At 44.2% G+C, this 13,527-nt stretch carries 13 protein-coding genes; 10 read left to right on the forward strand and 3 right to left on the reverse strand.

The window, feature by feature from the left end; genetic code table 11:
* The first annotated feature begins 213 nt into the window (after positions 1-213).
* From ACGHCT_RS05935 to ACGHCT_RS05980, 10 genes are all read left to right on the forward strand, one after another.
* Positions 214-1,752 carry a YifB family Mg chelatase-like AAA ATPase gene (locus tag ACGHCT_RS05935; RefSeq protein ID WP_072849119.1) on the forward strand — a complete coding sequence of 513 codons (1,539 nt, stop codon included), beginning with the start codon at positions 214-216 and terminating at the stop codon, positions 1,750-1,752.
* A gap of 89 nt (positions 1,753-1,841) precedes the next feature.
* Complete coding sequence (gene dprA / locus ACGHCT_RS05940) at positions 1,842-2,726, forward strand: DNA-processing protein DprA (RefSeq protein ID WP_072849362.1); 885 nt, start codon at positions 1,842-1,844, stop codon at positions 2,724-2,726.
* Between the two features lie 33 nt (positions 2,727-2,759).
* Positions 2,760-4,841 (forward strand): type I DNA topoisomerase, encoded by a 2,082-nt coding sequence (gene topA / locus ACGHCT_RS05945; protein WP_072849118.1) that lies wholly within the window; start codon positions 2,760-2,762, stop codon positions 4,839-4,841.
* Between the two features lie 268 nt (positions 4,842-5,109).
* On the forward strand, positions 5,110-5,898 hold the full coding sequence (gene codY / locus ACGHCT_RS05950) for a GTP-sensing pleiotropic transcriptional regulator CodY (protein ID WP_072849116.1): 789 nt from the start codon (positions 5,110-5,112) through the stop codon (positions 5,896-5,898).
* 347 nt (positions 5,899-6,245) lie between these two features.
* The gene (groES, locus tag ACGHCT_RS05955; RefSeq protein WP_072849114.1) at positions 6,246-6,530 is read left to right on the forward strand and encodes a co-chaperone GroES; all 285 of its coding nucleotides are present in this window, start codon (positions 6,246-6,248) and stop codon (positions 6,528-6,530) included.
* A 28-nt stretch (positions 6,531-6,558) separates the two neighbouring features.
* Positions 6,559-8,172 carry a chaperonin GroEL gene (gene groL / locus ACGHCT_RS05960; protein ID WP_072849112.1) on the forward strand — a complete coding sequence of 538 codons (1,614 nt, stop codon included), beginning with the start codon at positions 6,559-6,561 and terminating at the stop codon, positions 8,170-8,172.
* A gap of 104 nt (positions 8,173-8,276) precedes the next feature.
* Positions 8,277-8,780 carry a DUF6106 family protein gene (locus ACGHCT_RS05965; protein WP_072849110.1) on the forward strand — a complete coding sequence of 168 codons (504 nt, stop codon included), beginning with the start codon at positions 8,277-8,279 and terminating at the stop codon, positions 8,778-8,780.
* A 69-nt stretch (positions 8,781-8,849) separates the two neighbouring features.
* Positions 8,850-10,304 carry an IMP dehydrogenase gene (gene guaB, locus ACGHCT_RS05970; protein ID WP_390438870.1) on the forward strand — a complete coding sequence of 485 codons (1,455 nt, stop codon included), beginning with the start codon at positions 8,850-8,852 and terminating at the stop codon, positions 10,302-10,304.
* 57 nt (positions 10,305-10,361) lie between these two features.
* A complete protein-coding gene (locus ACGHCT_RS05975) occupies positions 10,362-11,090 on the forward strand; it encodes an N-acetylmuramoyl-L-alanine amidase family protein (protein WP_072849360.1) in 729 nt (242 codons plus the stop codon).
* Positions 11,091-11,100: 10 nt separating this feature from the next.
* Positions 11,101-11,505: a secondary thiamine-phosphate synthase enzyme YjbQ gene (locus tag ACGHCT_RS05980; RefSeq protein ID WP_072849106.1), complete on the forward strand. Its 405-nt coding sequence runs from the start codon at positions 11,101-11,103 to the stop codon at positions 11,503-11,505.
* 94 nt (positions 11,506-11,599) lie between these two features.
* On the opposite strand, the gene ACGHCT_RS05985 is transcribed toward ACGHCT_RS05980, so the two are convergent.
* From ACGHCT_RS05985 to ACGHCT_RS05995, 3 genes are read right to left on the reverse strand one after another with little or no spacing between them, the layout of a single operon-like run.
* Positions 11,600-12,433, reverse strand: a complete 834-nt coding sequence (locus ACGHCT_RS05985; RefSeq protein WP_072849104.1) for a hypothetical protein — start codon at positions 12,431-12,433, stop codon at positions 11,600-11,602.
* A complete protein-coding gene (locus ACGHCT_RS05990; protein WP_072849102.1) occupies positions 12,427-13,125 on the reverse strand; it encodes an ABC transporter ATP-binding protein in 699 nt (232 codons plus the stop codon). Before ACGHCT_RS05990 ends, ACGHCT_RS05985 begins: the two co-directional genes overlap by 7 nt.
* Positions 13,122-13,502: a GntR family transcriptional regulator gene (locus tag ACGHCT_RS05995; protein ID WP_072849100.1), complete on the reverse strand. Its 381-nt coding sequence runs from the start codon at positions 13,500-13,502 to the stop codon at positions 13,122-13,124. The genes ACGHCT_RS05990 and ACGHCT_RS05995 overlap by 4 nt, the downstream gene beginning before the upstream one ends.
* Positions 13,503-13,527 lie beyond the last annotated feature (25 nt).

The following is a 13,527-nucleotide window of genomic DNA, read 5'->3' on the forward strand; positions in this document are numbered from 1 at the left end:
AACCTTTTATTTAAACTTCTGTATTTTCGGGACACTTCGTCCAAGTTTATCCTTTACTAATCATTACTATAGAAAATAATAAGTTTATTTCTTTTTGTCTCTGCGTTTCTGCAGCAGGCATATCTTTATCTGTTCAGATTTGTCAAAGAAATATTTCCAAGGTATAAGTGAATTGTATTTGAGCCTGTGGAAAGGCTCGGAGAGGAGTTAAGTATGTTCAGCAGTGTATTGTCGGCAGCTATTATGGGAGTAGAATGTTTTCCGGTAAGGGTGGAGGCAGATGTGAGTGACGGGCTTCCTATGTTTAATATGGTGGGATATCTTACTTCCCAGGTGCGGGAGGCTCAGGACAGAGTGAAGACTGCTATGCGCAATATGGGGATTGCGCTTCCCCCAAAAAGGGTGACGATTAATCTGTCGCCTGGTGATCTGCGAAAGGATGGCCCCGCCTTTGACCTGCCTATTGCGGCAGCCATCCTGACTGCTCTGGGGTATCTGGAGGAGGTCATGGTAAAGGATGTTTTGATTGTAGGAGAATTGAGTCTGGACGGCTCCGTACACCCGGTATCCGGCATTCTGGCTATGGTGGATAAAGCGAAGGAGATGGGCTGCAGGGCCTGTGTACTTCCAAAGGAAAACTGGAGAGAGGGTCAGATTATCCAGGGAATACCAGTAGCCGGCGTCAGCACCTTAAGAGAAACCATAGAAATGCTTCGCAGCGGCGATTTTGAGCGTTTTCAGCTAGAAAATCCTGTCGGTGAGGTATTTTACCGGGAACCGGAATATTCTCTTGATTTTGATGAAATACAGGGACAGGAGGCTGTGAAAAGGGCGGCGGTTGTGGCTGCTGCAGGATTTCACAATTTCTTGATGATAGGTCCCCCCGGGGCAGGAAAGACAATGGTGGCAAGACGGCTCCCTACGATTATGCCTCAGCCGTCTCTGGAAGAATGCATAGAGATATCAAGAATTTACAGTATTGCAGGCCTTCTCCCGGCCGACAGCCCTCTGATGGCTGCCCGCCCCTTCCGGGCGCCCCATCATACGCTTTCTCCCCAGGCTTTGGCCGGAGGAGGCAGAATTCCTCGTCCGGGAGAAATTACTTTGGCTCACAGGGGGATTCTTTTCCTGGATGAATTGACAGAGTTCTCCAGAGTCAGCCTGGAGATTCTAAGGCAGCCTCTGGAAGACAGACAGATCTCAATCGCAAGGGCAATGGGGAGCTTCTGCTTTCCTGCCAATTGTATGGTGGTTGCTGCCATGAATCCATGCGGCTGCGGCTATTTCCCGGATATGAACCGCTGTACCTGCCGGCCTGGGGACATCAGTAAATACCTTCGGAAGATCAGCGGCCCTCTTTTGGATCGGATGGATATCTGTGTGGAGGCAGGAGCAGTGGAGTATCAGGATATTGCGGTAAAACGAAAAAAGGGGCCGTCCTCTGCTGAACTTCGTAAAGAGATTACAAGGGTACATAAGACGCAGGAGGAGAGGTTTCGGGGGACAGAGATACGTTTCAACTCACAAATTCCCGGCTCAGAACTTGAAACCTACTGTCCTGTGGAAAAGCAGGGCAGAGAACTTTTAGAAAAAGCGTATAAAAAGATGAATTTTAGTATCAGGGGCTATCATAGAATCTTAAAAACAGCCCGTACGATAGCAGATTTAGAGGGAGAAGAAATTCTTTTAAAAAGCCATATCAGTGAGGCAATCTGTTACAGGAAGGCTGACAAGAAATATTGGAAAATTTAATTGCCAAAGTAAAGAGAGGATATACCGCTATGTTCCCAGAGGCAGAGAGAAAAGGGATCTGGGGTATAAAAATCAGAATAGGAGGAATTATGGAGAATACGGGAGAAAAAGAAGTTATCTGTTATCATAAACTTCACAGGGAGTATCCCAGGCGCCTGCTGCATTACGTTGATATGCCGCCCCGGCTGTTTGTAAGAGGAGTGCTACCCAGAGAGGACAGGGCCACCGTGGCCATTGTAGGGGCGAGAATGTGCAGCTATTATGGTCAGGTGCAGGCGTTTGAATATGCAAAAGCTCTGAGTCAGGCTGGGGTTCAGATTATTAGCGGCATGGCCCGGGGGATAGACGGCCATGCGCACCGGGGAGCACTGGCGGGAGGAACCCCGACTTTTGCTGTTCTTGGCTGCGGCGTAGATATCTGCTATCCCAGGTCAAATTATGATTTATACAAAAAAATCCCTGAACAGGGAGGGCTGCTGTCAGAACTCCCGCTGGGATATGAACCCCTGCCCCGGAATTTTCCTCTTCGAAACCGTATAATCAGCGGGCTGGCGGACCTGGTGCTGGTTATAGAGGCAAAAGAGAAAAGCGGCTCTTTGATTACCGCGGACTTTGCACTGGAGCAAGGGAAGACAGTATATGCCCTGCCGGGCCGTGTGAGCGATGAGCTAAGCTATGGATGCAACCGCCTGATAGAGCAGGGGGCGGGAATCGCCTGTTCTGTGGAAAGCCTGTTGGAAGAACTGGGAATTTCCCCGGGAAAAAGCGACAAATTGCTAATAAAATCACAAATAAGACTTGAAAGTCAGAAAAATATGGTGTATAGTTGTCTGGATTTACAGCCCCAGAATCTGAATCAATTATTAGAAAAAATACCTCTGTCTCCAGAGGAAGTTATGGGGATTCTTCTGGAACTTCAGCTAGAGGAACTAATAGTGGAACCGATGAAAAACTATTATGCCAAAATAAAATAAATGAAATGGACCGAATACCGGAGGAGGTAAGGAATGGCGAAGTATTTAGTGATTGTGGAGTCGCCTGCAAAGGTAAAAACAATCAAGAAATTTCTTGGTTCAAATTATGAAGTGGCTGCATCAAACGGCCATGTGCGTGACTTGCCCAAAAGTCAGCTGGGAATTGATGTGGAACATGATTTTGAACCTAAGTATATAACGATCCGAGGAAAGGGAGAACTGCTGGCAGGACTGAGAAAGTCATCCAAAAAGGCTGACAAAGTGTATCTGGCAACTGACCCGGACCGTGAGGGAGAAGCGATCTCCTGGCATCTGTCTAAGGCATTGAATCTTCAGGATGAGAAGATGCGCCGGATTACATTTAACGAGATTACAAAAACAGCGGTAAAAGCTTCTATAAAAGAGGCGAGAGATATTGATATGAATCTGGTGGATGCCCAGCAGACCAGAAGGATCCTGGACCGAATGGTAGGTTATAATATCAGTCCTGTCCTCTGGGCGAAAGTCAAAAGAGGTTTAAGTGCCGGCCGTGTACAGTCTGTCGCCCTTCGCATCATCGGTGACAGGGAAGAAGAAATAAACGCTTTTATACCGGAGGAATACTGGTCTCTGGAAGCTTCCTTCAAAGTCAAAGGGGAGAAAAAGCCCCTGGTAGCTAAATTTTACGGCAGTGAGAAGAAAAAGATGGAGATCCATTCCCAGGAGGAGCTGGATAAGATCTTAAAAAATCTGGAAGGGGCAAAATACCAGGTAGCCGAAGTTAAAAAAGGCGAGCGTACCAAGAAAGCACCCCTGCCGTTTACCACCAGCACCCTTCAGCAGGAGGCTTCAAAAGCGCTCAACTTTTCTACCCAGAAAACGATGCGTCTGGCCCAGCAGCTATACGAGGGGATTGATATAAAAGGAAACGGCACCGTAGGTATTATTACTTATCTGCGTACAGATTCTACCCGTATCTCTGAGGAGGCCGATCAGCTGGCAAGAGAGTATATCACGGATCAGTATGGAGAAATGTATGCAGCGAAGAAAGAAGAGAACGGCAATAAAGGGAAGAAGATTCAGGATGCTCACGAGGCAATCCGCCCCACAGATATTACCAGAACCCCTGCTGCCATGAAAGAGTCCCTGTCCAGGGATCAATTCCGCCTGTATCAGTTGATTTGGAAAAGGTTTACAGCCAGCAGAATGCAGCCGGCCAAATACGAGACAACGTCTGTAAAAATTAAAGGCGGAGACTATTACTTTACAGTAGCCGCATCAAAACTAAAATTTGATGGTTTTATGGCCGTCTATGTGCAGAGCGATGAGGAAAAGCCGGAAAATAATCTAATGATGAAGAGCCTGGATGAGAACACGGAGCTTTCTCTGGAGAACTTTGACGGACAGCAGCACTTTACGCAGCCCCCTGCCCATTACACGGAGGCATCTCTGGTTAAGACGCTGGAGGAACTTGGAATCGGGCGTCCCAGTACTTATGCCCCTACGATAACCACAATTATAGCCCGCCGCTATGTGGCAAAGGAGAACAAGAACCTTTATATTACAGAGTTGGGAGAAGTGGTGAATAATATCATGAAGCAGGCTTTTCCCAGCATTGTGGATGTGAACTTTACCGCTACTTTCGAAGAACTTCTGGATAAAGTCGAAGACGGCAGTGTATACTGGAAAACCGTAATCCGCAATTTTTATCCTGATTTGGACGAGGCAGTAAAGGCAGCCGAACAGGAATTGGAACAGGTAAAAATAGAAGACGAGGTGACGGATGTTATCTGTGAAGAATGTGGCCGAAACATGGTAATTAAGTACGGCCCTCACGGAAGATTTCTGGCGTGTCCCGGCTTTCCCGACTGCCGGAATACAAAACCGTACCTGGAGAAAATTGGAGTTCCCTGTCCCAAGTGCGGGAAAGATATTGTCCTGAAAAAGACGAAAAAGGGTCGTAAGTATTATGGCTGTGAAGATAACCCGGAGTGCGATTTTATGTCCTGGCAGAAGCCATCCAAAGAGAAGTGTCCCAACTGCGGAGGCTATATGCTGGAAAAAGGAAACAAACTTTTGTGCGCGGATGAGCACTGCGGCTATGTAACGGAGAAGCCAAAGGAGGAAAAGGAATAGACGGCTAAGCTGCTGTAATCGGTTTAAAATACCATACAGCAGCTGCTTTTTGGATAAAAATCCTTTTTTGATTTGCATGATTATCCATAAATTTTGTGTTATTGGCTTCACCAGGTTTTGAAACTGAGGAATTATCAGAAAAAAAGTTAAAAAAGTATAAATCCGTTGGCGACGACATTGATTTGCCGCCAATTGTATGATAGAATAAAGCAAATGGGAGAATTTTATTTTATTACTCATATTTAGGACAAAAGAAAGGAGGTTCAGCATGAGCGTACAACTATTGGATAAGACGAGAAAGATAAACAAATTGCTGCACAATAATAATTCCTCAAAGGTATTATTTAACGACATCTGTGAAGTTATGGTAGAAACACTGGAGTCGAATATTCTGGTACTCAGCAAAAAAGGTAAGGTGCTGGGCGTAGGACTGTGCGAGGGAGTAGAAGAGATTACAGAGCTGATTGAAGACGAGGTGGGAGGCTTTATTGATACTCTCCTGAATGAGAGATTTCTGGGAGTGCTTTCTACGAAAGAAAACGTAAATCTTCAGACTTTGGGATTTGAAGGGGAGCATGTAAAACAATACATGGCTATCATTAACCCAATTGACATTGCCGGGGAACGCCTGGGTACTGTTTTTATGTACAGAAGCGGTAAGCAGTACGATATTGAGGATATAATCGTGAGTGAATACAGTACCACTGTGGTAGGACTTGAGATGATGCGTTCCGTACATGAAGAGAATGCTGAGGAAAATCGTAAGATACAGGTTGTCAAATCTGCATTCAGTACACTGTCATTCTCAGAACTGGAAGCTATTATTCATATTTTTGACGAGCTGGACGGGGATGAGGGAATTCTGGTGGCCAGCAAGATTGCAGACAGGGTAGGCATTACACGGTCTGTGATTGTAAATGCGCTCAGAAAGTTTGAGAGCGCCGGCGTTATTGAGTCCAGATCCTCAGGGATGAAGGGAACCTATATCAAGGTGCTCAATGAAGTTATATTCGATGAGCTGGAAGAGATTAAAAAACGGAAAATAGTTAAAAAATAATGCTTGTTTTGAACTATAAAAGGAGCTGTTAGGTATCTGCAGTTCCTTTTTTATGTTATTTTGCTGCTGCCTTTGCCGCGGAAAAGAAAAAATGTTTAATTTCTTCTTAAATGGCATAGGATAAAGATGGAATTATAAAATAAATATAAAATCAGGTAAAATTTAAGAAAGTGAGAAAATGAGAGAAAACACGAGATAAAAAGAGATAACAAGAGAATAGATGCTATAGAATCTCTTTCAGAAACTTGCAGATTTTTTCAAGATTAACTAATATATGACTAACGGTTAGCACTCGATGTAAATGAGTGCTAATAAAAGCAGAAAATATTTTAAGGAGGCAATAGATTATGAAATTAGTACCATTGGGAGACAGAGTCGTTTTAAAACAGTTAGAAGCTGAAGAAAAAACAAAATCAGGAATCGTATTACCAGGTCAGGCACAGGAAAAACCCCAGCAGGCTGAGGTTGTTGCAGTAGGACCGGGCGGAGTTGTTGACGGCAAAGAAGTAAAGATGGAAGTGAAAGTAGGAGATCAGGTAATCTATTCCAAATACGCCGGTACAGAAGTTAAATTAGACGATGAAGAATTTATCATTGTAAAACAGAGCGACATCTTAGCAGTAGTAGAATAAATCATAAAAACCAGGAGGAATGATAGATATGGCAAAAGAGATTAAATACGGAGCAGAAGCAAGAGAGGCACTGCAGAATGGTGCCGATAAATTAGCAAATACAGTACGTGTGACATTAGGACCAAAAGGAAGAAACGTAGTTCTGGACAAATCCTTTGGCGCACCTCTTATCACTAACGATGGTGTCACCATTGCGAAGGAAATTGAGCTGGAAGACGGATTTGAAAATATGGGCGCTCAGTTAATCAAGGAAGTAGCTTCCAAGACAAATGATGTGGCTGGTGATGGTACTACAACAGCTACGGTACTTGCACAGGCTATGATTCATGAAGGAATCAAGAACCTTGCAGCTGGTGCAAATCCAATCATCCTGAGAAAGGGAATGAAAAAAGCTACAGATGCAGCAGTAGAGGCTATTGCTTCCATGAGCAGAAAAGTAGAAGGAAAAGATCAGATCGCAAGGGTTGCAGCAATCTCTGCCGGTGATGACGAAGTGGGAGAATTAGTTGCAGATGCTATGGAAAAAGTATCCGGAGACGGTGTTATAACCATTGAAGAGTCTAAGACAATGAAGACAGAACTGGATTTAGTAGAGGGTATGCAGTTTGACCGCGGATACATTTCCGCTTACATGGCAACTGACATGGACAAAATGGTAGCTAATCTGGATGATCCATATATCTTAATCACAGATAAGAAGATCTCTAACATTCAGGAACTGCTTCCACTGTTAGAGCAGATTGTAAAAACAGGCGCTAAACTGTTAATTATTGCTGAAGACGTAGAGGGCGAAGCTCTTACCACACTTATTGTAAATAAATTAAGAGGAACCTTTAATGTTGCAGCTGTTAAGGCTCCGGGCTACGGCGACAGAAGAAAAGCTATGTTAGAAGATATTGCTATCTTAACAGGCGGCCAGGTAATCTCCGATGAATTAGGTCTTGACTTAAAAGAAGTTACCATGGATCAGCTGGGACGTGCAAAATCTGTAAAAGTTGAGAAGGAAAATACAGTTATTGTTGACGGAGCAGGCGATAAGGCAGCCATTGACGCAAGAATCAGCCAGATTAAAGGACAGATTACAGAGACAACATCTGAGTTTGACAAAGAAAAATTACAGGAAAGACTTGCTAAACTTGCAGGCGGCGTAGCTGTTATCCGTGTAGGTGCCGCTACTGAAACTGAGATGAAGGAAGCTAAGCTTCGTATGGAAGATGCTCTTGCAGCAACACGCGCAGCAGCGGAGGAAGGCGTTATCGCAGGAGGCGGATCCGCATATATCCATGCTTCCAAGAAGGTTGAAGAGCTGGCAGAGACATTAAGCGGCGATGAGAAGACTGGTGCTGTAGTCGTATTAAAAGCTCTGGAATCTCCTCTGTACCACATTGCTGCCAATGCTGGTCTGGAAGGCTCTGTTATTGTCAATAAAGTAAAAGAATCCGAGACAGGCGTTGGATTTAATGCTCTGAAAGAAGAGTATGTAGATATGATTAAAGAAGGAATTCTGGATCCTGCAAAAGTAACAAGAAGTGCATTACAGAATGCTACCAGTGTTGCATCTACTCTGTTAACAACAGAATCTGTTGTATCTAATATTAAAGAAGATACTCCGGTAGCTCCAGCAGCTCCTGGAATGATGTAAGCTTCACAGAATTTTAAGACTTTCTAAGGGCTGGCGTCGTAGACGTCAGCCCTGCTTTGTGCTAGAATGAAGACAGTTTCTAAGAATGTACAAGGAGAGAAACCATGAGTGATTTGTATTCAGAATTTTTGGTAAAAAAGCAGAGTACCGGCAAAGATATGGCAGTTAAAATCGGAATGCTGGCGCTCACTGTTGTGGCAGTATTTTCAGGAATCATGATACACCCTCTTTTATTTATTGCGGCTATCGGGCTGGGAGTTGCGGATTACTTTGTATTCCCCAATCTGGATCTGGAATATGAGTATCTTTATGTTAACGGCGAACTTGATATCGACAGAATCGCAGCAAAGACCAAGAGAAAGAAAGTGAAAAGCCTGGATACGGGTAAGATGGAGATCCTGGCGCCTGTGAAGTCTCACAGAATGGATTATTATAATAATAACAGCAGATTGAAAGTTTTGGATTATTCGTCGCAGGATCCATCCCACAAAATTTATGCCATGATTATACCTGATGGTCAGGAATTGTGTAAAGTTTTGTTGGAATTCGACGAAAAGATGCTCAGCAACATACAGAAATCAAATCCCAGAAAAGTTTTTATGGATTGACACCTTTGTCGAATTTTGTTACACTAGGGAACAAAACCAAAATAAATAGAAACGAAAGGGAGAGAATAAATGGGTACAATAATTGGTGAAGGCATTACTTTTGACGACGTACTTCTAGTTCCGGCATACTCAAAGGTAACTCCGAATCAGGTAGATTTAAGCACATATCTGACCAAAAAAGTTAAATTAAACATTCCTATGATGAGTGCAGGAATGGATACTGTAACAGAACATCGCATGGCAATTGCTATGGCAAGACAGGGCGGTATAGGCATTATTCATAAGAACATGTCTGTGGAGCAGCAGGCAGAGGAAGTAGATAAGGTAAAACGTTCTGAAAACGGTGTTATTACAGACCCATTTTTCTTATCACCAGAGCATACGTTGGAAGATGCCAACAACTTAATGGCGAAATTCCGTATTTCCGGTGTTCCTATCACAGAGGGAAGAAAACTGGTAGGTATTATTACCAACCGTGATCTTAAGTTCGAAGAGGACTTTTCTAAAAAAATCAAAGAATCTATGACATCTGAAGGCCTGATAACAGCAAAAGAGGGAATCACACTTGAGGAGGCGAAGCGAATCCTGGCAAAAGCCAGAAAGGAGAAACTTCCTATTGTAGACGATGATTTCAATCTGAAAGGGCTTATAACCATCAAAGATATTGAAAAACAGATTAAATATCCGCTGTCAGCAAAGGACGCCCAGGGAAGACTGCTGTGCGGAGCTGCTGTGGGAATTACTAAGAATGTGATGGAGCGGGTGGACGCCCTTGTGAAGGTGCGGGTAGATGTCATTGTTATAGATTCTGCTCATGGCCATTCCGAGAATATTCTTTCCACACTTCGCATGATTAAAGGTGCTTATCCTGAGCTTCAGGTTATTGCAGGAAATGTAGCCACGGCAGAGGCAACCAGAGATCTGATTGCAGCAGGTGCGGATGCTGTCAAGGTAGGAATCGGTCCGGGATCTATCTGTACCACAAGAGTGGTGGCAGGGATTGGTGTTCCTCAGATTACAGCAGTTATGGACTGCTATGGAGAGGCAAAGAAGACCGGAACACCGGTAATTGCAGACGGAGGAATCAAGTACTCCGGAGATATGACAAAGGCTATTGCAGCAGGGGCTAATGTGTGCATGATGGGAAGTATCTTTGCAGGATGTGATGAAAGCCCAGGTACCTTTGAATTATACCAGGGCAGAAAGTATAAAGTTTATCGCGGTATGGGTTCTATAGGAGCCATGGAGAATGGAAGCAAGGATCGTTATTTCCAGACAGATGCGAAAAAACTGGTACCGGAAGGTGTGGAAGGCCGTGTGGCATATAAGGGACATGTGGAAGACACGGTATTCCAGCTCATTGGAGGGATTCGTTCTGGTATGGGCTATTGCGGTGCACCGGACATTGAAACTTTAAAGGTAACAGGAAAATTTATTAAGATTTCCGCCGCTTCACTGAAAGAATCTCATCCACATGATATTCATATAACAAAAGAAGCACCGAACTACAGTGTAGACGAGTAAAATACGAGGAGGAGGCAAAGGGGTGCCTCCTCCCTCTTTTTGGCAGAGGATAAGTATATGGTAAGGGGTAAAAGACGAAGGAAAAGACGCCGCAGTGCCGGATATCGGAAGAGGCAGCTGGAGGTAAGACGCAACATAATACTATTTGGGATCGTTCTATTGGGAGTGATTCTGTTCTGTCTTACGGTAAAGACAGTAAAGAATAAAAGAGAGGAAGCCAGGACGGCTGCTATGGATGACAAAAAGGTGTCTTTTGTGGGAGCACCGCTTCTGGATGTCCAGCTGCTGGATGTGAATCCGTATTCAAGGCCAGGTACTGCGCTGGAGCAGATTAAGGGTATTGTAATTCACTATACAGCTAATCCAGGGACTTCGGCTCAGAATAACAGGGATTACTTTGAGGGTCTGAAAGACAGCCAGGAGACAAAAGCCAGCAGTCACTTTGTCATTGGCCTGGACGGAGAAGTTGTACAGTGTATCCCCAGCAATGAGATATCCTATGCGTCAAATGAGCGCAACAGCGATACGCTCTCTATCGAGTGCTGTCATCCGGACGAGAGCGGCCATTTCAATGAAGCTACCTATCAGTCACTGGTGGAACTCACGGGATGGCTCTGTGAGCGGTTTTCACTGAAGTCAGACGATGTCATCCGCCATTATGATGTTACCGGGAAGATATGCCCTAAGTATTATGTTGAGCACGAAGACGCATGGAAGCAATTCAAGAAAGATGTGGACAAGCAGATAAAGATAGTAGAAAAAGAACAGAAAGAAGCAGGGGAATAGGAGGCAGAAAATGAATCTATTCAAACATTCACTCACCATTCAAAAACCTCAGACTATGGTAAAGATTACCGGACAGATAAGAGAAGACATAAAGAACAGCGGCATCCGATCAGGGATAGTTGCAGTGTACTGTCCCCATACCACCGCAGGGATAACCATCAATGAAAATGCAGATCCGGATGTAGTAACAGATGTGATCTATGGCTATGAGAAAGTATTTCCCACAAATGACAGGGTTTATCGGCACTGCGAGGGAAATTCTCATGCCCATATGAAATCCTCTGCAATGGGGGCTTCAGCCACCCTGATTGTTGAAGAAGGAAAAATAATTCTGGGAACCTGGCAGGACGTTTACTTTTGTGAATTCGACGGACCCAGAAATCGGAACTACTATGTGAAGATTATAGAAGGGTAAGCAATTGGGGACAGGCCATGTTGAATTTGGGACACCCAGGATCTATTTTGGGACGTGTTCTTTCTAGAAGGAACACGTCCCCTTTTTCGCTTTTTTATTCCAGATTCAGTCTTCTGGACAATATATAGTGGATTCCAAGATAAAATCCTACAGTGAGCAGTAAGTCGAATACTATGGAAAAGCCCATAAACGCTGGTGACATCCCAGTGGTGGATGTGGTAGCTATTAATGCATTGTTCGAGTTGACGGAGTAAGGACTCCATCCCAGAGTGAGCATCATGATGACGCCTACAATCTGCAGTACCAGATAGATCCCTGCCAGGGAACCGATGGCTCCCAGGATCTTATGTGTCTTGCAGAGACTTCCCAGACAAATAGCAAAGTATACCATAAAGATGTTAAAGAAAACGCTGATAAGCATGGTCAAAAGCATATATATTGTACTAAAGAACTCTGAGGTTCCAAAGGCTGTCAGCATTGCACTCCAGAATTCCTGAAAGAATTCAGGCAGATATTGCATGGTATAAGAGTTGATAAAAATGATTGCCAGGGAGGCGCATATGATTATCATGTCAATCAGTCCCCAGATGATAAATACAAAGCAGCGGGACCATATATGCTGGGCAGGCGTTACCGGGAGCGTATGCATAAGGTAGCCTTCATTGGAAAACATGCCTTTCTGGAAGTCACGGGCCAGAAATATATAGGTCATAACTGCTATGCAGAAGATTCCCAGTACATACAGCAGAATATAGACTGCAGTGATGAGACTGGTGGCTGCGGATGCGGTATTGAAGTCGCCCTCCCCGTTTAATGCCATTGAGAAAATAATTCTTCCTATTACAGAGAATGCAAGCAGCGCCCCATGTATCAGTATCAGCAGCTTGGATACCTGTTTTAAATTATGTTTAAACAATTTTCCTAACATCTGAATACCTCCCGGAATAAACCATCTACAGATTTGCCTCTCTCATACCGGATCTCGTCTACAGAGGAGATCAGCTTAATCTGACCGTACTGAATAAATATAACATCGTCCAGTACATTCTCTACATCTGAGATCAAATGGGTGGAGATGATGATGGTGGCATCTTCTGCATAGTTATTAATAATCGTTGAAAGGATGTAATCTCTGGCTGCAGGATCTACGCCTGCGATAGGTTCATCCAGGCAGTAGAGCTTAGCCCTGCGGCTCATGACCAGGATTAGCTGTACTTTTTCTTTGGTGCCCTTGGACATAGTTCTGAGGCGGTCGCTGGGGTTAATATTCAGCTTCTCCAGCATATCATAAGCGCGGCTCCGATCAAAGTCCTCATAAAAATCCACAAAGAAGCTGATGGCGTCATTCACACTCATCCAGTCTCCCAGATATGTCCGCTCCGGCAGATAGGAGACAATTTTCTTTGTATCCACACCTGGTGCCATACCGTCTATCAGGACCTCCCCGTTGGTGGGTACCAAAAGACCGTTAATCAGCTTAATCAGCGTAGTCTTTCCGCTTCCATTTGGGCCAAGCAGACCGATGATTTTTCCTTTATCCAAGGATAGGTTAATATTGGCAAGTGCTGTCTTAGTACCATAAGACTTGGTAAGATTCTTGCACTCTAATATCTGGCTCATTCATTCTCCTCCTTGTCGCTTTTCTCCAGCTGCGTGATCAGATCAATAATCTCCTGTTTTTTAAATCCCAGCTGCGCCATCTTATCCAGAAATTCTTTAATATGGGCTGACGCAATTTCTTCTTTCATTTTTTGAATCATAATAATGTCCTCCGTGATATATCGTCCGCTGGTTCTCTGGGCAAATACCAGACCGGTTCTCTCGAGTTCTGTCAAAGCCTTCTGCATGGTATTAGGATTGACGGCAGCTTCTGATGCCAAATCCCTCACTGACGGGAGCCTGTCTCCCGGAGCATAATTCCCGGATATAATATCTTGTTGTATCTTTTCGATAATTTGAGCATATATCGGGCGTTCGGAACTAAGATTCCAAGCCATTAATGAACACCTCCTGTACTATTGT

The organism is Lactonifactor longoviformis (genome assembly GCF_042848515.1).
Lineage (GTDB): Bacteria > Bacillota > Clostridia > Lachnospirales > Lachnospiraceae > Lactonifactor > Lactonifactor longoviformis.